Source organism: Nitrospirillum amazonense (assembly GCF_029594735.1).
Classification (GTDB): Bacteria; Pseudomonadota; Alphaproteobacteria; order Azospirillales; family Azospirillaceae; genus Nitrospirillum; species Nitrospirillum amazonense.
Genome location: NZ_JARPAF010000004.1, coordinates 350,012 through 372,030 on the forward strand (window position 1 = coordinate 350,012; position 22,019 = coordinate 372,030).

Genomic DNA, 22,019 nt, shown 5'->3' on the forward strand with positions numbered 1-22,019 from the left:
GATGCCGCTATATTCATATATATTGAAATATGAAATGCCGATTTGCGCCCGGAAGGCTGAATGCCTTGCCGGGCGTTTTGTTTTTCGACGCCCACGCGGGCCTCGCTGCTTCCTATGTGAAATAGCCGTTCTCATTCCTTTCAGCGTGCCAGGAACGTACCTCCGTGCCGATGCGCGATATGTCTAAATGCTGTTCTTGGCCCTTATGGCCGCAGCCCGCCTCCTGGTTTGCTGGGCGGTGCTGACCACGGCCTTGGACGCCCTGGCCGACCATTACCGCATGCCCCGCGATTGACCCTCGCCGGAAAGAACCGACCATGACCGTGCTTCCTTCCCGTGACGATACGGGTGCCGATCATACCGCCCTGGCCGCCGCTTGGCGGGACCGCCGGCGCGGGGGCTTGAGCGCATATCCCGTCCTGACCCCGGCCGGCCTGGTGCTGGGGACTGGCACCCTGCTGGCCAAGCGATCGAAAGATGCCTGGGCGCCGCAGGCCTTGGATGTCGATGCCGGCCGCCTGCTGACCTTGCTCGCCATCGCCTATGACCGCCCCCACACGGCGGAGCAGGCGCGGCGCATCCTGGCCAAGGTCCAGGCCGCCGGTCGCGCCCTGGCGGCGGATGAACCGGTGCAGGCGGCCATCCACTTGGCCCATGCCGGCCTAGGCGTCCTGCCTGACGCGGACAATGCCGCCCGCCGTCTGTTCCTGGCGGAAACACTGCTGGACCAGGGGATGAATCCGGAAACGTTAAGGAAAGTTGCTGGCTATGGCGATGATCAGGCCGTCTTAAAGTATAATGAGAATCATCGGCCTTCTGGCCCAGGCGGCGGTCAATTCTACTCCCCTTCGGATGCCGGAGGCGGTACGCCGTCTTCGGTGATGAATAGAGGGCATGGCGCGGCCAGGCCGATTCAGAATGATACCGTGGAAAAGAAGCGGCGGTTCGTGCAGCGCACTATTGGCGTTGCCCGCGAGATTGCTGCGAAGCTCAACGTTCCGGTGGAGAATATTTTAGGGCTGTCAGCACTGGAATCGGGATGGGGCGGTCAAAACCCGGATTCAAGGTTTGCCAAAGATGGAAACAATTACTTTGGCCAACACGCTCATTCTAAATATGAGAATGGAACGATGTTCAACAAAAAGGGGAACGTTGAAATGTCGACGTTCGCTACACCGGAAGATTCCTTCCGATCCTTCGCGGAAAGCCATGGCGATTTGATTCGTGGGGTGCGAGCTCCAGAGGAGCTCGCGCGAAAATTGCAGGACTCTCGTCAATTCGGCATATTGGAAAATGGAGAACCTGTAGTGGACTACGTTGGGAACGTGGCGGGGACTATCAGGAAATTGCGGCCTATTACCGCTGAGCATGCGGGGGAATGAATAATGGGAATATTAAAAAGCTGGCCCAGTTCTGTGGTCTTGATTTTCGCGGCGGCCCTTTCATGGTCACCTGGTCGCGCCCTTGGTGCGGATCAGCGGAGTGATGTTCTGCCTTACAAGGTGAATTTGGACCAAGCGGAGGCATTGGCAAATATTGCATTGGAAATGGTTGATGATGGGGCTTGGCTCGAAGGTGGGCTCGATGACGATGGGCGCTTCTATGGCTACTGGGCTTATGCTGTCCATGGTAATGGTCATTATGCCGAAGTGGCGGTGAATCCCTGGACAGGCGACGTATGGGACGTTTGGAAGTGCAAGAAGATTAAGAAGCTGGAATTGCAGGCTGCTCAGAAAACACTCAAGGAGATAAACTTTTCTGAAAGGGAAGATCTCCTGTATGCCAACCTGAGCATGCGGCGGCCTATATGTCTGAAAGATTGGTAATATGTATAAGATTGCATGAGATGTCAGCGCCAACGAAATCCGAGTGCGATAAATGACTATCGGTGATGCAGCCATGTATGGCCGGAGGTCGCGCGCATCATGGGTATCGTGGCTGCCAGGGGCGGACCAACAAAAAAGTGACGTGCATGTAAAAGACGCTTGACCTCACTTCGCAGCTCCATTATATATCGAAATATGAGATGCCGATTTGCGCCCGAAAGGCTGAACGCCTTGCCGGGTGCTTCGTTTTCGGGCCTGGGCGATTGAATGTGCCGCTGGCCTGAGTGGCTTTCTCTCATTCTCACAGCCTTCGAGAGGTGCGCCGCCGTGCCGATGCGCAAGACGCCGCCCATGCCGTCCCTTGTCCAGGGGGCGGGCCCTGAAACCTTATCCTCTCATCCCCCAACCGACATTCCGGTGTTGCCCGCCCCCACCTCCGTCCGCGCCACCCGCGCCCGCCTGGTGATCAGCGATGGTCGCCGGGCGGAGGTGGCGGACCTGGCCGGCAAAGGGGTTCCCCGCGGTGTCATCGCCCGCATGCTGGGCATCAGCCCACGCACGCTGCGCCGTCATTTCGGGCGGGAGCTAGAGATGGGCGCCGCCCGCGCCCACGCCCGCATCGTGGAAACCTTGTACGCCAAGGCGCTGGAGGGCCACGCCCCCTCGCTCATCTTCTGGTGCCGCGTGCGCCTGGGCTGGGGCGGCAAGCCAGGTGACGCCGATGATGGTGGTCCGCTGGAAGGCGAGGGTGAGGGCTATGGTCCGCTCCCCCGCGCTGGTGGCGCCGCGTCGCCGCCCATCGATCCCGTGGCCTTGGAAAGCCTGAACGATGCCCAACTCGAAGCCCTTCTCCGCCGCCTGGAAGCGGCGGGTCTTGACCCGGGCCCTGACGGTGGTTCGGGCGGAAATTGAGCGGCGGGCGCACACCCGCTGGGCGCCCTTTCCCGGGCCGCAGACCCAGGCGCTAACCAGTGCTGCCGACTTTCTTTACTACGGTGGGGCCGCCGGCGGCGGCAAGACCGACCTGCTGCTGGGCGCCGCCCATACCCGCCACCGCCTGTCCATCATTTTTCGTCGCGAATTTCCCCAGCTGAAGGGCGTCACCGACCGGGCGCAGCAGCTGTTCCGTGGCCGGGGGCGTTGGTCCAAGTCCGATTGGACCTGGCGCCTGGATGACGGCCGGGTCATCGAGTTCGGCGCCGTGCAGCACGCCGATGATGTACATAAATACCAGGGCCGCCCCCACGACCTGATCGCCTTCGATGAACTGCCGCACTTCACCGAGGCGCAGTTCCGCTTCCTGGTGGGCTGGAACCGCCCGGGCCCGGGCGTGGACCCGGCCCAGCGATGCCGCGTCATCGGCGCCGGTAACCCGCCCACTGATGCCGAGGGCGCCTGGGTCATCCGCTTTTGGGCGCCCTGGCTGGACCCGACGTATCCCAATCCCGCCGCACCGGGCGAACTGCGCTGGTTCGTCACCGACGGTCAGGGCCAGGATCGTGAGGTCCCGGGACCAGAACCTGTGACCTTGGGTGATGGCGACGTGCTGACGCCGAAGTCCCGCACCTTCATCCCGGCGCGGGTGGAGGACAACCCGGTGATGATGCGGGCCGGCTATATCGCCACCCTGCAGTCTCTGCCGGAACCGCTGCGCAGTAAGATGCTGCGCGGCGACTTCGGCGCGGGGCGGGAGGATCATCCCTGGCAGGTCATCCCCACCGCCTGGGTGGAGGCCGCGATGGCCCGCTGGCAACCTTCTGGTGAGGCCACCCCGCCTTTGGTGGCGCTGGGCGTGGATGTGGCGCGGGGCGGGCGGGACCGAACCGTGCTGGCCGCCCGGCACGGGGTCTGGTTCGCCCCGCTGGACGTGGTGCCGGGCCGCGAAACACCCGATGGCGCCGCCGTTGTAGGCCTCGTCCTGCGGCGCCTGGCGGGTGCCACGGCCGTGGAGACGCCCGGCGGCGTCGCGGTGCAGGTGGACGCCATCGGCGTCGGCGCCTCCGTGCAGGATCTGGGCGTCCTACACGGCCTGCGCATGGTGGCGATGAATGCCGCGGCGGCCAGCGGCGCCCGCGACCGGGGCGGCCGCCTGGGCTTCGTCAACCGCCGCGCCGAATGGTATTGGAGCCTGCGCGAGGCGCTGGAGCCCGAATTGGGTGCCGACCTCGCCCTGCCGCCGGATCGCGAACTGCTGGCCGATCTGGTGGCGCCGCGCTGGAAAATGACGGCGCGCGGCATCCAGATCGAGGCCAAGGACGACATCAAGGCCCGCATCGGCCGCAGCCCCGACAAGGGCGACGCCCTGGTGCTGGCCCACGCCCAACCCGCCGGCGACGGCACCGGCCTGCTGGCCGTCTACGCGGAGATGGCGGCGGGGCTTGTTCCCCCCGCCCCAGCAACCCACGCCCCGGCCTGAGGAAAGTCCCTATGCATCCCTGGATCACCGAATACCACCTGGCGCCGCCGGGCGGTGATGGACGGCGTGCGTCCATGGATGGCGATACCGGTGCCCGTCTGGGCGACCTGCCGCTGCTGGATCGGTCGCCGTCCGGCGTCTGGCGGCCCCGCGACCGTGCGGTGTTGGAAAGCACGCTGTCGCGTCACTACGGCGAGCCTGTGAACTTGGTCGGCCGCATGCCTGCGCTCGCGGCGGTCGCGAGAGCCTTGACCGAGGGCGACGTGGTCCGTGCCCACATCGCCCTGTTGCATGTCCGCCTACCACCGTTGCCGGAACGGGTGGTTGCTGTGAGCGCGAACGAGAATGGTTTGGCCAAGCAGGCAACCGCCAATTATCTGACCCAGCCCCGGATTCCCGCTGGTGCGCTGGATGCGAAGCCCGGGACCTGGACTTCCATCGGTGCCGGTGGAACAGCGGCCCTGGACGCCGCCCTGGCGGTGGCGCGGACGATAGCGGGCCGCGCCACGCTTGTGGGCGCCATCCTCATCCCCGGCAATATCGGCCAGACACGCAGCGGTCAGGTTCCAGGTACCGGCGTGGACTACGGCTACGCGGAAGGCCAATTGACTTTGACGGTCAAGGACGGCGACGGGCACACGCGCCTGATCTACGATGGCAGCGGTGATCTTAATGGACAATATCGAACCCCCGATGGTGTCCCGTTTGCACAGGCAGGCCCCGATGGTCTGGCGATGGCTCCGGGAGTTATCGCTGCGCTGGCGGGTGGCGACAGGGTTTTCTCGCAGAAGACGAAAACGCCTAACGAAGGAGAGCCTGGAACCTGGGCAATCAACCCTGGCAGCGGCCAGCAACGACTTTATGGCCCTGACGGCTATCCCATACTCGATATAGATTATGATCATGATCATTGGGGAGTGCCGCACGCTCATGACTGGCTGCCGATCCCTGGCAGCAAGCGAACGAAACGGCAGGATGGACGTAAGCTGAGGGACGACGACCCTAGGCCGCCGAAAGAAGAGACAGGGAAAGAATAAAAACTCTTTTCACGGGGGTAATGATGCGTAATTTGTCAGGTTTTCATGACGCGGAATTGATAGGTGTCGGTTGGGATCCGGTCGATGCGACCCTAATTCTTGAATTCATGCGCGAAGGGCGAAAAGAGAAGAAGGCGATAAGATTCTCTGGTGTTGTGGAGTTTCGTCTCGTTGACTTCATCAATCAGAATGTCGTGCACGATGTTAAGATTTTTTCCGGCCAGGACGAGGTGGCTGAGAATTTAACCCACTTCATCAAGTGGATGCTGACGTTGTCGGATGGTGCGGAGTTTTCCGAAACAGAAACAATCAATGATTACGTCAGTAAAATAAGAAAGAGCGAAATCCTGTTGTGCGTTCTCAATCCCTCCTGGGGTTGCGACGTGGTGGTGGCGGCGCGGGAATTCGAAGTTCTTTGATGGCAACGCATAGTATAGTCGGGCTCAGTTTCCAACATGTCGCCGCTCTCCATGCCCTGGATCAGGATTCCGTTCAGAATCTCATCGGCGCTGGGGGCCGGGATTGGGGCTTGAGTAGGGCGCAAGCCTTGGTCCAGGTGAAGGCGTGGGCAGCGGACGATCTGTTTTGATGCGATGAGGACGGAAAGAGGCGCCTTGGAAAGGGGACTGAGCAGATGCCATTCTTAGACGACGATGTTGTCCTGGCCTTCGACCCCGATTTCGGTGAGCGGCTCAACGCATTCGTTGGACTGCATCCTGTTTGGCTATGTCAATCACCCGCGAACAGGGAAGCCGCCGAGCGGCTGTGGGCCAAGGGTGGTCATGCTCACCAGGTCACGGTCTTCACCAGGGCGGATAAGACGTCACTGGAGAACGCGTTCATCTCCCTTCTGGATACGATTGACCAGCATCATCCCATGTGGCGCCGATTGAGTGTATTTGGGTGCCAGGCGACCCCTGCGGTCAGGGAGGCTCTCGCTGGCTATGGTGGGAGCGCTTTTGAAGAGATGCCGGGCGGGTTTGCTGTCGATCGCGGTGCCCTTGCCCTTGGCTAAGCAGCTGGTGGAGCCGGCGCGCGCCTCAAGCGTCGTTCATTAACCACGCCCTATCCTTCCACCTCAGGTCAAACACTCCGCTGCGAAAATGCTACGGCGTAATTCCGCTTGCCCGCCTCCATCACGAAAGACGAAACTCATGTCAAGCAACCGCGACAGCAAGGGGCGCGCGGTAGCGCCGGGGATTCTTGCCCGCGCCAGCCGCGCCCTGGGGGCGGCCGTCTCCTACACGGTGACAGGTGACGCCTCCTCCTGGTTCGGGCCCTTGGACCCGTTGCCGCCTTCGGCGCCAGAGGTGGCGGGGCGGCAGTTCGACTTCCCCTCTGGCTACAACCTGCTGCAACGGCCCAAGGCCTATGAGGGCACGCGGTTCGAGGCGCTGCGGGCGCTCGCCGACAGCTGGGACCTGCTGCGCCTGCTTATCGAAACCCGCAAGGATCAGATGGCGGGCCTGACCTGGACCATCCGGGTGCGTGGGGCGGCGCCAACCACCAACGCCGCCGACGCGCGGCCCGACGCCCGCATCGCGGCGCTGACCGCCTTTCTGCGCCGGCCGGACGGTGTGCATTCCTGGTCGCGCTGGCTGCGCCTGCTGCTGGAGGATCTGCTGGTCATCGACGCGCCCACGCTCTATGTGGCGCGCACCCTGGGCGGCCGGGCGCGGGCGTTGCAGGTCATGGACGGCGCCACCATCAAGCGGGTGATCGACCCCTTCGGCCGCACCCCCCTGCCGCCGGCGGTGGCGTATCAGCAAGAGCTGAAGGGCTTACCGGCGGTGGACTACACCACCGACGATTTGATCTACGCCCCGCGCAACCCGCGGCCGCACCGTGTCTATGGGCTGAGCCCGGTGGAGCAGATCGAGACCACGGTCAACATCGCGCTGCGCCGGCAGATATGGCAGCTGCAATATTACACCGAAGGCAACATCCCCGAGGCGCTGATCGGCGTGCCCGATGCCTGGACGCCCGACCAGATCCGCCAGTTCCAGACCTATTGGGACGCGCTGCATGAGGGGGACACCGCCAGCCGCCGCCACGCCAAATTCGTGCCCGGCGGCGTCGCCCGCACCTTCATCCCCATCAAGGAACCGGAGTTGAAGGGTGTGTTTGACGAGTGGCTGGCGCGGGTGGCGTGCTTCGCCTTCTCCGTCAGTCCACAGGCCTTCGTGGCGCAGATGAACCGCGCCACCGCCCAGACCGCCCACGACGCTGCGCACGAGGAGGGGCTGGGGCCCACCATGTTGTGGGTCAAGGAACTGATCGACGACGTGCTGGACCGCGAGTTCGATGCCGCCGACCTGGAATTCGCCTGGAACGACACCCGCGAGGTCGATCCGGTCAAGGCCGCCACCATCGCCAATATCCATGTGCGCGCCGGCATCAAGACCCTGAACGAGGTGCGGGCGGACATCGGCTATCCCCCCGTGCCCGGCGGCGACCGGCCGCTGATCTACACCGGTGGCGGGGCCGTGCCGTTGGAGCAGGCGACGCAAGGCCTGCCAGGGCAGGAGCCCGACGTGCGCCCTGAACCCACTTCCGACCCCAACCCCGCCCCCACTGGCCCTGAAGAGGAGACCTGACGCCATGCGCTTGTTCGGCAATTTCACCAAGGTGGAGGAGGGGGCCGACGGCACCCTGATGGTGGAAGGCATCGCCACCACCGAAACCGTGGACGGCGACGGCGAGGTGGTTGAGGCCGATGCCGTCAAGGCGGCCTTGCCCGACTTCCTACGCTTGGGCTCGGGGCCCCTGCGCGAGATGCATCAGCCCCTGGCCGCCGGCCGGGTGGACGCGGCCGCGGTGGGCGCCGACCGCCGCACCCGCATCACCGCTACGGTAGTGGACCCTGTGGCCATCCGCAAGGTCAAGGCCGGCGTCTACAAGGGCTTTTCCATCGGCGGCAAGGTCGTCGCCCGTGACCCGGACGACCGCAACACCATCACCGCCCTGCGCCTGACGGAAATCAGCCTGGTGGACCGCCCGGCCAACCCCGATGCCGTCATCACCCTGGTCAAGCTGGAGGATACCGACATGACCGATACCGACGCGTCGTCCAAGAAGACGGACGGCGGCGGGGACTGTGATGCCCTGGCCGACTGCACAGCGCTGGCCACCATCCTGAAGGCGCTGAGCGCCGCCGTGGCCGGCTTGTCGGCCGAGGACATGAAAGAGCTGCTCTCCGCCCTGGAGGCCGCCAACACCGATGAGGCGCCGGACGATGATGCCGACGCGGAGGAGGATGAAGCGCCGGACGACAAGACCGCCGCCCTGGGGATCGGCGATCTGCGCAAGGCCCTGGACCGTGCCCGGGCTGATCGCGCCGGCCTGCTGCGTCAGCGCGACGCCCTGGCCGCGCGTGTTAAGGCGCTGGAGGCGCAGCCCCGTGCCGAAGACTATGTGCTGAAAGCCGCCGTGGCCGGCACCGCCGCGACCAAGACCACCCTGGACGATCCGGCCACCGCGCTGGATGCCATCAAGAAGGCGCAGCGCCACCCGGCGCACATGACGCCGGCCTTCTAAACCCTTCCTTCCGACCTGATCCCTTCCCGGCTGTTCGCCCGCCCCGTCACCTGACGGCGGCGTGGGCTGCCGCATGCCTTTTTCACCCTGTTGGAGACATCGATGACCGGCATTCCCACCGCCGTCCCCCCCACCGTCACCGGGGACACCTTGGCGGCCTTCAAGGCTGCGCAGGGCCAGCGCCTGGCTGGCGACGACCTCGCCAAGTCCACCTTCACCCAGTCCGGCAGCCCCACCTCGGGCCTGACCTTCTATGACCTGGAACCCGGGGCCAAGCTGCTCTATCCGGTGCTGACGCCGCTGCGCAACAGCATTCCCCGTGTCTCCGGCCGGGGCGGCATCCAGGCCAACTGGAAGGCCATCACCGGCGTCAACACCACCGGCGTGCGCGCCGGCGTGTCCGGCGGCAACCGCGGCGGCGTCATCGCCGTCCGCACCCAGGACATGAACGCCGTCTATCGGGGCCTGGGCCTGGAAGCCAGCGTGGACTTCGAGGCGGACTATGCCGCCGAAGGCCTGGACGATGTGCGGGCGCTGGCGGTGCAGAACCTGCTGGAAAGCCTGATGATCCAGGAAGAACAGATGATCCTGGGCGGCAACGCCTCGGTGGCGCTGGGCACCACCGCCACCCCCGTGGTCACGGCGTCCAACAGCGGCGGCGCGCTGGCGGCCGGCACCTGGTCCGTCATCGCCGTGGGCCTGACGCTGGAGGGCTATCTCAACGGCTCGGTCACCGGCGGCATCCAGGGCCAGATGACCCGTACCAACGCCGATGGTTCCAGCGACCAGTTCGGCGGCGGTGCCGCCAAGCCGTCCACCGCCGCCACCGGCACCACCACCGGTTCGGCCGGCAGCCTGGCGGCCACCGTGGCGCCGCTGGCGGGTGCCGTCGCCTATGCCTGGTTCTGGGGTGCCGCCGGGGCGGAGAAGCTGGGCGCCATCACCACCATCAATTCTGTCGTCATCACCGACCTGGCGGTGGGCACCCAAACGGCCGCCAGTCTGGGTGGCGGTGACAACAGCCAGAACAGCCTGTCCTTCGACGGCCTGCTGTACCAGGCGTTCAAGGGCGGCTCCAACGCCTATGTCCAGGTCATGCCCACGGGCACGGCCGGTACCGGCACTCCGCTGACCGCCGACGGCGCCGGCGGCATCGTGGAGATCGAGACGGCGCTGAAAGCCTTCTGGGACAACTACCGCCTGTCGCCCCAGGAAATCTGGGTCAGCAGCCAGGAGGCGCAGACCATCAGCCGCAAGATCCTGACCGGCAACGCCAACTCCGCCCAGCGCTTCGTCTTCAACACCGACCAGGCCCTGCTGGGCGGCGGTGTCATGGTGCGCACCTACCTCAACCGCTACAGCATGGTGGGCGGCCAGACGCTGGACATCAAGGTGCATCCCAACATGCCGGCGGGCACCATCCTGTTCCGCACCACGCGCCTGCCCTATCCCCTGGCCAACGTCACCAACGTGACGCAGATGCGCATGCGGCGCGACTACTACCAGATCGAATGGCCGCTGCGCACCCGGCGGTACGAGTACGGCGTCTACTGCGACGGCGTGCTGCAGAACTACTTCCCGCCGGCTTTCGGCGTCATCACCAATATCGCCAACGGCTGACGCGGGCCGGGCGGGGCTGGCCTGTCCCATGCCCCGCCTCTTCGGAGGTTGCTGCCCATGGACGACACCACGCCGCTCACTCCTCCACCCCTGGCCGACGTGGCCACGGTCAAGGCGTGGTTCAGCCCACCCTTGACCAGCACGGCGGATGACGCCCTGCTGACGCGCTTGATCCAGGCGGAAAGCGGCTTCATTCGCGCTTGGCTGGGCCGGGACCCGTCATTGGCCACCTACACCCAAACCCTGGATGGCACGGGTAACGCCGTGCTGCCGCTGCCCTACTATCCCGTGATGGATGTGATGGCGGTGGCGGTGGACGGCACGCCCGTGCCCACCCAGGCGGCGGATCAGCCCCTGGCCTACGGCTACGCCCACGATGGCCTGTCTCTGGTGCTGACCGGCGGCGTATTTCCCAAAGGCCGCCGCCGGGTGACTGTCACCTGGACGGCCGGTTACGACCCCCTGCCGGCCATCCTGGAACAGGCGTGCGTGGAACTGGTGGCCCTGCGATATCGCGAGCGCGACCGCGTTGGCCTGGTTTCCAAGGCCCATGGCGGGGAGACCACCAGCTACCTGCAAAAGGAAATGCCGGACAGCCTGGCGGCCGCCTTGGCACCCTATCGCCGGGTGGCGCCGCTGTGAGCGGCGGCGTCGATGTCGTCGGTCTTGTCCAACTGCAAGACCGCCTGACGGCCCTTCCGACGGTGATTGGCGCCGCGCTGGCCGAGGTGATGGGGATTCAGGCGCAAGCCTTGGCCAACGCCGCTGGTGCCCGCCTGGACAGTCAGGTCAAGGGCGGGTCTGGCACGCTCAGCCGGGCCCTCATTCCCACGCTGACGGTCAACGGCCTGGCGGCGACGGCGGGGGTGACGGTGGACGACTCCTCGCCTGCCGCCGCCTATGCGGCCTTCCAGGAATACGGCTTTCACGGCACGGAATCTGTTCGGGCGCATCTGCGCACCATCACCCAAGCCTTCGGCCGGTCCATCGCCCCGGTCAGCGTCCCGGTCCAGGCTTATGACCGGCGCGTCGACTATGCCGGCCATCCCTTCCTGACATCTGCCCTGGCCGACAACGCCGACCGCATCCGCGCCGCCTTGGCCGACGCCATCGGCACGGCCGCCGCCAATCAGCTCAATTCTTGAAACCAGGACCCATCATGGCCCGTGAGGACATCCATGCCGCCCTGTTCGCCCGGCTGACAGCGGCGGCGCCCTTCGCCACCGCCAGCCGCCGCGTGCGGCTGTGGAACGACCTGTCACCGGCACAGCAGCCCGCCCTGTTCCTGATGAGCCGGGGGGAGGAGGTGACGCGCCGCGACACTCTCCCGGCCCACCGCGTGCTGCGGGTGGACATTCTGCTCTACGCCCAGGCGCCGGACGACGACACCGCCGGCGCCGTTGTGCTGAACCCCCTGCTGGACGCGGTGGAGGCCGCCCTCCGGCCTCCGCCCGGCCAGGACAAGCAGACCCTGGGCGGGCTGGTCTACGACTGCTGGATCGAGGGCCAGGTGACCACGGATGAGGGGGCCTTGGGCTCCCAGGCCGTGGCCATCGTGCCGTTGCACCTGCTCATTCCCTAATCGTTATCAAGGATGCTTGCCATGACCGATGTCGATGCGGCGGCCGATACGGCCGCCGCCGCTGAACCCTTGCCCGTTTCCGTTCCGGCCCCCTGTGACTGGCCGGAACGGCTGGAACGGGCGGTGGCCGCCTGGCTGGCGGAGGAAATCCACAACTCGCCCGTGGCGCGGGTGACCGACGCCTACAACCACCTTGTCACCACCCTGGATGGGCTGAAGGCCCGCATCCTGCAGGAGATCTGATCCATGCCCCAATATTCCTTCGGCGCCGGTTCCCTGTTCGGCACGCCCATCGGTGTGGCGAACGCGACCCCCATTCAGTTCGGCACCCTTCAGTCCGTCTCCGTCGATATCGACTTCACGCTCAAGGAGCTGTACGGCCAGAACCAGTTCCCCGTGTCCGTTGCCCGCGGCCAGGCCAAAATCCAGGGCAAGGCCAAGACCGGCCAGATCCAGGGCGCCCTGTTCAACAGCCTGTTCTTCGGCGGCAGCCAGTCCACGGGGCAGCAGCTGGTGGCCCTGAATGAAGCGGCCAGCGTGCCGGCCACCAACCCCTACACCGTCACGGTGGCCAACAGCACCGGCTTCCAGGCCGACCAGGGCGTGGTGTTCGCCGCCACCGGCGTGCCGCTGGCCAAGGTGGCCAGCGCGCCGACGACCGGCCAGTACAGCCAGTCGGGCGGCACCTACACCTTTGCTGCCGCCGACACCGGCGCCGGCCTGCTGATCAGCTACAGCTACACCAGCGCCACCGGCGGCACCGTCACCACGATCAGCAACCAGCTGCAGGGTGTCGCCCCGACCTTCTCCTGCGTGCTGACCACGCCCTTCGGTGGCCAGAACTTTGTGCTCAGCCTGAACGCCTGCACCTCCAGCAAGCTGCAGCTGGCGACCAAGCAGGGCGACTATATGCAGCCGGAGCTGGACTTCATGGCCTTCGCCGATCCCTCGGGCACGGTGGGCAAGCTCAGCGTCCAGGGTTAAGACCATGGGCGCCAACGTGGTGATCGGGGGCACGGACTATCCCGTGCCGCCCATGAACTTCGCCGCCCTCAAGGCGGCGTGGGCCGACATCAAGGGGCTACCCCTGCTGACCGACCCGGTGGACCAGGCATCCGCCGGCATCCGCATCGTGGCGGCCGCCCTGAAAAGTACCGCGCCCGACCTGACGGCTGAGGCCATTGAGCAGAAACTGGCCGCCACCGAGTTCCCGGCCCTGGTGTCGGCGGTGGTGGGCATCCTGCGCGAGTCGGGACTGATTCCGACGGGGGAGCCGATACCGCAGGCGGGATCGTCGACGACATCGACGACCTGACTGCGGAGCTGGTGGCGTCAGGCTGTGGCGCCTGGGACGAGGTGGAGCGGCAGTTCACCCTACCGCGCTACCAGGCGCTGTGGCGCTATTGGCGCCACCATCCGCCGGTTCACCTGATGGTGGCGGCCTATCTGGGCATCAAATCTGGAGGGCCGCCACCAGCTGATGAAATGGGGCTGGCGGACTTGTTGGCGATGTTCGGCGAGGGGAATATCGGCTGAAAGTTGTGGAAGTTGTTGCTATTTTGTTCGGTTTGTTGAATATTGCCACTTCGGCAACAGGGGGCGAAAATGAATAAGAAGTATCTGACAGGTGCGGCGGCGGCTGTTGTGTTCATGGCGGGCGCGGGGGCCTATTTTCTCTATGGCAAGCATTTCCCAAATGAGCCGACGGGTTTTGATGGCATCGCGTTTGGAAGCCCTCTCGCGGACCACATTCAACGCCTGGGATTGGAGAAGAAGGATAACTCCAACTCGCCAGAGGGAAAAGTCGGCATAACTTCGTATGAGCCGAATAATGAGAAACTCCCTGTTGACGGGCGCGGCGATGACGTTCGCTTGCTTGCATATAAAGGGAATTTCGTAGGTATGTACTTGTCACGCTCGAATTGCGGCAATTTGCTCGATGTATATATGAATAAATATGGCAAGCCAATGAAGGAATCTGTGAAGGAAGGGTATCATTCCTATTTTTGGTCAGGCTCTATATCAAAAATAAAGATTACAACTAATGGTTCGTGGTGCGAATCCACAATAAGATATGTACCGGCTTTGGAGGAATTGATGAAAATGCGGAACAATTAATAAAAATAGACGATGTTTAATCATCTTAAATTTCCTGACATGAATAATATTGTCTTAAATAGATTTTGATATCCACTAGAACGAAAGAATGCCATACCCCGCATGGGGTGGCGTTTTTGCGGGGATGCCATGGCCGATAAAGTGACTGTCCAAATTGACGGCGACGCTAGTGGGCTGGCCAAGGCGGCCACCCAGGGCGGTCAGGCCATGGATCAGGCCACCGATGCCGCTGTCACACTACAGAACAACGTCCAGGCCCTTAAGGAGGTCGCCTCCCGCCTGTCCGCCAATATGGCGGAAACGTCCCGGCAGCTATCCGCGGCATCCTCGGCCTTGACGGAGGCCACCGCCCAGGCGAGCGCACACGCCGAGGCTAGCCGCAAGGATGCCGAGGCACAGGAGAAGACGGAAGGCAGTTTCAAGAAGGTCGCGGGTGCCTTCAAGGACCTGGGTGGCGCGTCCCTGTCCATGGGCAAGGAAATCCGGGATGGGACCAATCCCTTGCTGGCCATTGTCGAGCAAGCGCCTGCGGTGGTTGGTGCTCTGGCGGAATTCGGACCGGTGGGGGTTGCTGTCAGCCTCGGGCTGACGGCGCTGGGGACCGCCGCCTATGTGGTGATCGGTGACTTCGTTGAGCTCAAGCAGTTGTCGAAGGACATCTCCGGCCACCTGACGGCGGTGGGCCTGGGCGCCACCGGTTCGGCGGAACAGGTTGAGGCCTGGATTAATTCTTTGCATGAGGATTTTGGCCTTTCTCAAAAGGACGCCGCGGCCGTCGTGGATGCCATCCGGTCCATCGGTGTGGCGTCGGTGGAAGAGAAGGACAAGCTGCAGGGCTATACCGGTATGCTGGCGAGCCTGGCGCCGGCTTTGGGTGGGGCGGACAAGGTCGCCCAGGCGCTTGCCGGCGCCTATAAGGGCGGGGCGGATGCCATTCTGGAGCTGGACAAGGCCCTGAACTTCCTGACGGTCAGCGATCAACAGGCGCTGCGCGCCGCCAAGCAGAACAACGATCTGCTGGCCGAGCGCGCGATACTGATGCACGCCCTTAGCCAGAGATACGACCCCCTGGTCCAAGCGGAACACGATCTGGCAGAGGCGATACGTAAGCGAGAGGCTCTTGGGAGGGGCTTTTTCGAGGAAGACAACGGCTGGAGCGGCCTTTCTCAGGAGCGTCATCAGGCAGACCAGGATGTCGAAGTCGCCAGAAACCGTGTCGACTCGTTAAAGAAAACCCCTGGTCCGGACCAGAAGGCTAAGGAGGCCGATGGAAGGGCGGCGGAGGCGGAGCGGGCACGGGCCGCCGAAGTGGCGCGCATTGCGGCTGAGGAAAAGGCGCAGGCCGACGCGGCCGCCCGCGCTCGTCAAGCTCAGGAAGAGGCCGCCACCACGGAGCGGCGCCGGCGGGCTCGTGAGGCGCTGGGCGACCAATTGGCAAACATCCGCGATGGCGTGGCCGCCACCCGCGAAGGCTCAGTTGAGCGGGAAGCAGCGTTGGCTGGGGAGTTGGATTTCGTCAAGGCCAACTATGGCGCGCGGTCAGCCGAGGCACGACGGGTCGAAAAGGAGATTACCGCCGCCCGTAAGGCAACTTTGGATGAGGAGACAGCGGACCTGCGCAAACAACTGCAGGACAGCCTCCGGAACATGGATGACCACAATAACATTCTCGCCAAGCTTTCGGCAAAAGAACAAGAGCGTTACGGCAAAGGTTCCGATGCTTTAAGGAAAGCTCAGGAGACGGACCTGGCCACCGTGCGCAAATACCTCGACGACAAGGCGAAAGAGGACATTGACCAGAGTAACGAGGATTGGCAGCGATACGCGAAGGATCAGGAGCAGAAACGCCAGCTCCAGAATATGTCCCTGGCGGAAGTTGCCACCGCCAAGCGAGCCGAGGTCAAGGCGCAGAATGACGCTACAGTGGCCATTCTCGAAGGTTACAGGCAGCAGGCGTTGGCTGCAGCCGCCGCATCCGGGGAAGAAGCCAGCGTCGCGAAGGACTACGACGAGAAGATAGCAAAGATCAGGCGGGCCGCTGAACAGCAGGATCGTGACATCACGCACCAACTGGAGCATGACAAGCAGAAGGAATACCAGCAGACGGTCAGCGGCATCACCAAATCCATGGGCACCATGGTGCAGGGGCTGGTCACCGGCACCAAGACGGTGCGCCAGGCGGTCAGCGACATGGCGAAATCCGCCCTGTCTGAACTGGTGGGCATGGCCGAGAAGCAGGCCAACGCCTGGATCATGAGCAACCTGATCAGGCAGGATTCCGACCAGGACACGGCCACCAAGGCCATGGCGCAGTCGGTGGAGACCGCGACCGCCCAGATTAAAGATGCGGCGGCCACCGGCGCCGCCAATGCCTACGCCTCCGCCAGCGCCGGGCCGGCGTGGTGGGTCGCGCCGGCTATTTCCGCCGCTGTGCAACTGGCGATCTCCGGCCTGACCAGCAGCCTGTCCAGTGCTGCCGGCGGCTGGGGGCGGGTGCCGGCCGATGGCATGCTGACGGAGTTGCACAAGGACGAGATGGTGCTGCCGGCCAGCATCGCCTCGCCCCTCCGGTCGGCGCTGGCGGCCCAGACACTGCCCAACCTGGCCGTGCCGGCCTACGCCGCCGCCAACCTGAACCTGCCGGGCCGCGGTGTCGCCAACACGAATGCTGTTTCCGGCACCGGTGGTGGCGCCAATGTGACCTTCACTGTCCAGGCCATGGACAGCCGCGACGTGGCCAGCTTCTTCAATCGCCATGGCGACAAGCTGGTATCGGCGCTGCGTGGGCAAAAGCGAAATTTTTCCTTCTAATACTGCGCCAGAGCCATGGTCGGCGGTATCAGCGAGGGGAGGTAGTCAGGTGCGATATAGGATGACCGTGGTGGGGTTGAGCTTGGCCGCATTGGCCGGGTGTGGTTCACCTCCGCCCCCACCACCATTTACGCTACCCCCTCCGCCAAGGGCGGACGCGGTTGTCTCCCTCGCGCCCCCGCGCCAGGCTCCGACCGGCTTGCAGCTGCGGGATGCGCAGATGGTCTATGCCGAGCCTGAGGAGATCAAGCCCCAGGACGCCCAGTTGTCGGAGGTCCGTCGTCATCAAGGGTTGATCCGGTCGGGTCAAGAGATGATGGCCTGTATGGACGTGCCGGCGGCACGTTGCCTAGCAAGTTTGGCGACGGTTGCGCGTGTCCGAATGTTCCCCCGACCGGAGCAAACCCTGTTTGGGGACACCCCGCCTGACTTGACGGGGCGGCCGGGTTTGGCATCGTCGATTGAGATGGACGTTCTCACCAACGGTTTCTCAACGCACAGTGGACCCGCCAAGGGCACAAATTATGGAGTTTCCCTCGTTGTCGATGGGGGGGCAGAACGGAATGTCCAAAGTATAAGAATCATGATGATTGACGCTCAGGTGCGGCTGTTTGGGGCGAGGACGGAAGAGGAATTCGATCGTTATCAGATTTATGACCTTTTTCGGTTGATTTTTGCTCGAGCCTGTCCTGGCCTTGATCGCAAAAAGCTTTATGAGTTTTTATACTTGGATGCATTTGATTCGTATAATGTAGGTTCTAGTACAAATCGCTCTGCAGATCATGTCCATGGGGGTTTTTGCGGATATGAGGTGCACAAAGAAGTTGATGTGCGCAAAATAAAAATGAACCGGGAGGAAAGATATTGGGCCGAGAAACACCGACGTCCACTTTCTGAGGTCGATGAGTATATAGTAATAAAACGAGCGGGGAATAAGTAAATGAGAATAAAGAAAGTTATTTTCATAATAACTTTGTTGATTTCGGCTGCCTTTTTCGCGCCAGCTCGGTCGGAACAATCCTCCGCTATAATGCAGCCCTCCGGTTCTGGAGATGTTCTTGCCGAATCAGCCTTAACTAGAGACCCGCAAAGGCTTGCTCTGCTCCAGCATCAAGACGCAATACGCACTGGCAGGGAACGGCCAGGTTGTATAAATTTGCCAGCTGTACAATGCATAGCCAGTCTTGGCACGACGATGTTTATAGATTTGACATTTACGCGATCGCAAGGCCAGTCCCTCTTAGGCGATGATCCTGTCGCCCGCGGTACCAGAATACGGCCTAAGACCACCATTTACATAAATGCGTCTGTGAACGACAGACCATATCTTGATACTTTTGGTGTTACGCTGGCTACGGATGATTCCGAATATAGATACGTTGATAGTGTCATTATTGATCTTAGAAATCTTACGACCTTTCTTAAAGGCGTTAGCTCTCCAGATCAAATTGGAAATTATCGCTTGTATAGGATATTTTATCCAGTCTTCATAACGGCGTGCCCAAATTTGTCAGATATCGAATTTAATAAGTTCGTATACTACAATATACTTAAGAATTATGCTAATTATGGCGCTTCGCAAAAGATATGCGGGGCAAGCATTAAATTTGAGGATGATAAATTTGTAATAAATGAAGATTATTAGGCAGAATATATAAAACGTCGAAATAACGGCGCAGGGTTTTATATATAGGAAACTGGCGGTCATTTATAAACAAATACATTTGTAAAATAGAGAAGATCTGTACAGAGACGGTTATCCCCTGACAGTCGCCACTTCGGGTGAGGTCATCAGGCGGCGGGTTTGAGGTTGGCTTCGGGCGCCTCGTTCTGTGGTTTGGGGATGCCGTCGCGGAAGGCCTGGAGGGGTGTTGTGCCCTTCATGCCGCGTCCCTGGTGGGGCCGCTTGGTATTGTAGATGATCAGGTACTGGTCGAGCACGACCTGCATCTTGCTGCTCCGCGCTGCCCTTCGGGTCTTCGATGGTGTCGAACCAGGTGCGGCGGCCTTCGACGCGGAAGTGCTCGTCGAGCAGCGTGCGGTGCAGTCGCTCGACAATGCCGTTGGATTGCCGGCGTTTGACTTGGTCCGCTTGTGCTCGATGCGTTCCAACTGGAGGAACAGTTCATAGGGGTGCTGATCCTCGCGGCCACAGAACTCTCGGCCGTTGTCGTTCAGCACAGCCTCGACGGTGGCGCCTTCGGCCTCGAAGGTGGGCAGCACGTCGTCGTTCAGGGTCTGGACGGCGATCAACGGCAATTTGTTGGCGTAGAGCCTGGCCCAGGTATGACGGCTGTGGCAGTCGATGGCGGTCTGCAGGTAGACCTTGCCCACACCCTTGAGGACGCCGACGAAGAAGGTGTCCACGGCCACCAGGGCGCCGGTGTGGGGCGCCTCGATGTGCCGTTCCCGGAACTCCGGGCTGAAGCGTTCCAGCAGGCGGATTTGCTCGTCCTACAGGGTCAGCTTGCGCTCCGCCGTGCTCTTCTCAAGGTGCAGCAAGCGGTCGTGCTTGGTCAGCAGGTTGTGGCGCTGCCACACGCCACGCACGCCGCCGGATGATACCTGGATGTTCCGCATCGCCAGTTCCTGGGCGACCCGCAGGGGGCCGTGGCAGGGATGGGCCAGGGCATGGTCCAGCACCGCCGTTTCCACCTCCGCCGACACGCGGTTGGGATGGGGGCCGCGCGGGCCGGGCGGACGGTCGATCAGGCCGTCGGCGCCAAAGGTCTGGTAGTTCCGGCGGATCTCATAAAATTACTGTCGGCTGTAGCCCATTACCTTGCAGGCCTTGCTGACGTTGCCGAGGTCGGACGCAAGTTCAAGCAGGCTCTGCTTACGGCGTTCTACCTTCTGTGCCGTAGGTCATGTCGCTCTCCGGTTCCTGGGGTGATGTTGCTCGCAACTCCATCAAACCCACCAGAGGTGGCATGGCCACACCGGCCCCCGCGGGGGGCCGGTGTGGCCGGAACTGTCAGGTCATTACTCTCTCAGCACAGAAAATCATTCCGAACCTGGCAATTCAGGTTTCCGCGAGCGATCTCAGATCGAAAATATTGAGCGAGGCTGTGCCATGACCGCGATCTATCCGGCCCTGGCGGGCCTGGGCTATTCCGTCACCAAGAAACCGACGCTTTCCACCAAGATTGCCACAGCGGCGTCTGGCCGTGAGACCCGCATGGCCATGTGGTCGGCGCCCCTCTGGGAATTCCAGCTCAGCTATGACTTCCTGCGGGACACGGCGGCGGCCAACGAGCTGAAGCAGCTGCTGGGCTTCTATTTGCAGATGCAGGGCGCATTCATGCCGTTCCTGTTCCAGGATCCGGATGACGGCCAAGCAACGGCTCAGACCATCGCCGTGGGGGACGGTGCCGCCGCCAGCTTCACCCTGGTCCGCACCTTCGGCGGCTATGTCGAGCCCGTGGGCGGCGTCATCGGCGGCGTGACGGTCTATGTCAACGGCGCCCGCCAGACCTCCGGCTACAGCGTCGCCGGCAACGTCCTGACCTTCGCCAGCGCACCCGGCGCCGGCACGGTTATCTCCGCCGACTTCCAATACGCGTTCCTGTGCCGCTTCAAGGATGACGGCCTGGAGTTCGAGAAGTTCGCCGCCCAGCTGTGGCAGGCGAAGCAGGTCAACCTGATCAGCGTGAGGGCCTGACGCCATGCGCTCCACCGACACCGCCTTCATCCAATGGCTGCGCACCACGCCCAACCTGTGGTCGGCTGACCTGTTCACCGTCACCCTGACGGCCCAGGTCGGCAACCCCAGCGCCCCCACCGGCACGGTCTGGCGCTGGACCAGCACCGACCGGGCCGTCAGCTACGGCAGCAACACCTGGCTGGCCACCGGCCCCCGCATCGCCCGGACCACCTGGTCGGCCAAGGCCCAGCTGGAGGTGCCGCAGATGGAGATCACCATCGACAGCGCCGCCAGTGAGCTGCTGGGCGACGTGCCGGTCAACGCCTTCGTCAACAACGGCGGCTTCGACGGCGCCCGCATCCGGCTGGAGCGGGCGCTGATGCCCAGAGCCAGCACCGCCGCCTTCGGCACCATCCTGCTGTTCGAGGGCCGTGTGTCCACCGCCCAAGCCGGCCGGGCGCGTGCGACGCTGACGGTTAAGGGCGACCTGGTGCTGCTGGACCAGCAGATGCCGCGCAACCTCTACCAGGCCAACTGTCTGCACACCCCGTACGACAGCGGCTGCTCCCTGCTGCGCTCCCGCTATAGCTGGAGCAACAGCGTGGGCCAGGGGTCGATTGTCGGCACCATCGTGCCAGCGACGCCGCTTTCCGCCCTGGCCCCCGACGGGGTCGGTGCTGCGGTCGATCCCCAGGGCTTCGTCCAGGGCGCCATCAGCTTCACCGGTGGCCTCAACGCCGGGGTGGTGCGGGCCATCAAGGTGGTCAGCGGCGGCAACATGGGGCTGGCCTATCCCCTGCCGCATGCGCCGGCCGTGGGCGATCCGTTCACCATCACCTATGGCTGCGACCATACCGCCACCACCTGCAAGGCCCGGTTCAACAACCTGGCCAACCTTCGCGCCTTCCCCTACATCCCGGCCGCCGAAACCGCAGCCTGATCCCATTTCCCGGAGATGACCATGATCGACGACGCAAGCCGCGTCGCTGGGGAGGTGGCCGCGCGCGCTTCGGTCGCGGGGGAGGCCCTGACCTGGGTGGGCACGCCCTATCACCAACTGGCCGACATGAAGGGGGCGGGTGTCGATTGCTCCATGCTGCTGGTCCGCGTGTTCGTGGACACGGGCGTGCTGCCACCCTTCGATCCGCGCCCCTATCCGCCCGACTGGCATCTGCACCGCTCGGACGAGCGCTATGTCGATTGGACCGGGCGCTTCGGCCGGCCCTTCGATCCGGCGGTGCGACTGCCCCAGGCGGGCGACGTGGTGCTGGCCCGCTTCGGCCGGTGCTTCAGCCACGGCGCCATCATGACGGGACGCTTCGAGTTGGTCCACGCCTATGCCCGTGACGGCCGCTGCGTGGTGGGCGACCTGCGCCAACTGCCTTTCCTCGACCGTCCCCTGATCTTCTACAGCCTGTGGGGTTGATGC

The 22,019-nt window shown here is 63.4% G+C and carries 23 protein-coding genes and 1 pseudogene; 23 read left to right on the forward strand and 1 reads right to left on the reverse strand.

Going from position 1 to position 22,019, the window contains the following annotated elements; translation table 11 throughout:
* Positions 1-317 precede the first annotated feature (317 nt).
* From P5F91_RS22365 to P5F91_RS22460, 20 genes are all read left to right on the forward strand, one after another.
* Positions 318-1,382, forward strand: a complete 1,065-nt coding sequence (locus P5F91_RS22365; RefSeq protein WP_277908321.1) for a glucosaminidase domain-containing protein — start codon at positions 318-320, stop codon at positions 1,380-1,382.
* 3 nt (positions 1,383-1,385) lie between these two features.
* Positions 1,386-1,826 (forward strand): PepSY domain-containing protein, encoded by a 441-nt coding sequence (locus tag P5F91_RS22370; protein WP_277908322.1) that lies wholly within the window; start codon positions 1,386-1,388, stop codon positions 1,824-1,826.
* Between the two features lie 351 nt (positions 1,827-2,177).
* Entirely contained in the window at positions 2,178-2,738 is a 561-nt protein-coding gene (locus P5F91_RS22375; RefSeq protein WP_277908323.1) for a helix-turn-helix domain-containing protein, read from the forward strand.
* Entirely contained in the window at positions 2,656-4,242 is a 1,587-nt protein-coding gene (locus tag P5F91_RS22380) for a terminase family protein (protein WP_277908324.1), read from the forward strand. Before P5F91_RS22375 ends, P5F91_RS22380 begins: the two co-directional genes overlap by 83 nt.
* A gap of 11 nt (positions 4,243-4,253) precedes the next feature.
* Positions 4,254-5,279: a hypothetical protein gene (locus P5F91_RS22385; protein WP_145608633.1), complete on the forward strand. Its 1,026-nt coding sequence runs from the start codon at positions 4,254-4,256 to the stop codon at positions 5,277-5,279.
* Positions 5,280-5,299: 20 nt separating this feature from the next.
* Positions 5,300-5,698 carry a hypothetical protein gene (locus P5F91_RS22390; RefSeq protein WP_145608632.1) on the forward strand — a complete coding sequence of 133 codons (399 nt, stop codon included), beginning with the start codon at positions 5,300-5,302 and terminating at the stop codon, positions 5,696-5,698.
* 215 nt (positions 5,699-5,913) lie between these two features.
* Positions 5,914-6,294 (forward strand): hypothetical protein, encoded by a 381-nt coding sequence (locus tag P5F91_RS22395; protein ID WP_277908325.1) that lies wholly within the window; start codon positions 5,914-5,916, stop codon positions 6,292-6,294.
* A gap of 139 nt (positions 6,295-6,433) precedes the next feature.
* The gene (locus P5F91_RS22400) at positions 6,434-7,876 is read left to right on the forward strand and encodes a phage portal protein (protein ID WP_145608628.1); all 1,443 of its coding nucleotides are present in this window, start codon (positions 6,434-6,436) and stop codon (positions 7,874-7,876) included.
* 4 nt (positions 7,877-7,880) lie between these two features.
* Positions 7,881-8,816 (forward strand): HK97 family phage prohead protease, encoded by a 936-nt coding sequence (locus tag P5F91_RS22405; protein WP_145608626.1) that lies wholly within the window; start codon positions 7,881-7,883, stop codon positions 8,814-8,816.
* Between the two features lie 102 nt (positions 8,817-8,918).
* Positions 8,919-10,436 (forward strand): hypothetical protein, encoded by a 1,518-nt coding sequence (locus P5F91_RS22410; RefSeq protein WP_145608625.1) that lies wholly within the window; start codon positions 8,919-8,921, stop codon positions 10,434-10,436.
* Positions 10,437-10,493: 57 nt separating this feature from the next.
* On the forward strand, positions 10,494-11,078 hold the full coding sequence (locus P5F91_RS22415; RefSeq protein ID WP_145608623.1) for a hypothetical protein: 585 nt from the start codon (positions 10,494-10,496) through the stop codon (positions 11,076-11,078).
* Entirely contained in the window at positions 11,075-11,581 is a 507-nt protein-coding gene (locus P5F91_RS22420; protein ID WP_145608621.1) for a hypothetical protein, read from the forward strand. Before P5F91_RS22415 ends, P5F91_RS22420 begins: the two co-directional genes overlap by 4 nt.
* Before the next feature lie 14 nt (positions 11,582-11,595).
* Positions 11,596-12,018, forward strand: a complete 423-nt coding sequence (locus tag P5F91_RS22425; protein ID WP_145608619.1) for a hypothetical protein — start codon at positions 11,596-11,598, stop codon at positions 12,016-12,018.
* A gap of 21 nt (positions 12,019-12,039) precedes the next feature.
* Positions 12,040-12,261: a hypothetical protein gene (locus P5F91_RS22430; RefSeq protein WP_145608617.1), complete on the forward strand. Its 222-nt coding sequence runs from the start codon at positions 12,040-12,042 to the stop codon at positions 12,259-12,261.
* A 3-nt stretch (positions 12,262-12,264) separates the two neighbouring features.
* Positions 12,265-13,002: a hypothetical protein gene (locus P5F91_RS22435; protein ID WP_145608615.1), complete on the forward strand. Its 738-nt coding sequence runs from the start codon at positions 12,265-12,267 to the stop codon at positions 13,000-13,002.
* 4 nt (positions 13,003-13,006) lie between these two features.
* Positions 13,007-13,333, forward strand: a complete 327-nt coding sequence (locus P5F91_RS22440) for a hypothetical protein (protein ID WP_145608613.1) — start codon at positions 13,007-13,009, stop codon at positions 13,331-13,333.
* Positions 13,334-13,374: 41 nt separating this feature from the next.
* Positions 13,375-13,554, forward strand: coding sequence for a hypothetical protein (locus P5F91_RS22445; RefSeq protein WP_277908326.1), 180 nt, complete (start codon positions 13,375-13,377; stop codon positions 13,552-13,554).
* A 69-nt stretch (positions 13,555-13,623) separates the two neighbouring features.
* Entirely contained in the window at positions 13,624-14,136 is a 513-nt protein-coding gene (locus P5F91_RS22450) for a hypothetical protein (RefSeq protein ID WP_145608609.1), read from the forward strand.
* A gap of 129 nt (positions 14,137-14,265) precedes the next feature.
* Positions 14,266-16,947 (forward strand): hypothetical protein, encoded by a 2,682-nt coding sequence (locus tag P5F91_RS22455; protein WP_145608607.1) that lies wholly within the window; start codon positions 14,266-14,268, stop codon positions 16,945-16,947.
* Between the two features lie 220 nt (positions 16,948-17,167).
* Entirely contained in the window at positions 17,168-17,887 is a 720-nt protein-coding gene (locus P5F91_RS22460) for a hypothetical protein (protein ID WP_145608604.1), read from the forward strand.
* Between the two features lie 851 nt (positions 17,888-18,738).
* On the opposite strand, the pseudogene P5F91_RS22465 reads toward P5F91_RS22460, so the two are convergent.
* Positions 18,739-19,776, reverse strand: a pseudogene (locus tag P5F91_RS22465) (integrase core domain-containing protein).
* 244 nt (positions 19,777-20,020) lie between these two features.
* On the opposite strand from P5F91_RS22465, the gene P5F91_RS22470 reads away from it, so the two are divergent.
* Genes P5F91_RS22470 through P5F91_RS22480 form a run of 3 tightly spaced genes read left to right on the forward strand, consistent with a single transcriptional unit; the run spans position 20,021 to position 22,016 of the window.
* Positions 20,021-20,608, forward strand: a complete 588-nt coding sequence (locus P5F91_RS22470) for a DUF2460 domain-containing protein (protein ID WP_277908327.1) — start codon at positions 20,021-20,023, stop codon at positions 20,606-20,608.
* A 4-nt stretch (positions 20,609-20,612) separates the two neighbouring features.
* Positions 20,613-21,530 (forward strand): DUF2163 domain-containing protein, encoded by a 918-nt coding sequence (locus tag P5F91_RS22475; protein WP_277908328.1) that lies wholly within the window; start codon positions 20,613-20,615, stop codon positions 21,528-21,530.
* Between the two features lie 21 nt (positions 21,531-21,551).
* Positions 21,552-22,016 (forward strand): C40 family peptidase, encoded by a 465-nt coding sequence (locus P5F91_RS22480; protein WP_145608598.1) that lies wholly within the window; start codon positions 21,552-21,554, stop codon positions 22,014-22,016.
* Positions 22,017-22,019 lie beyond the last annotated feature (3 nt).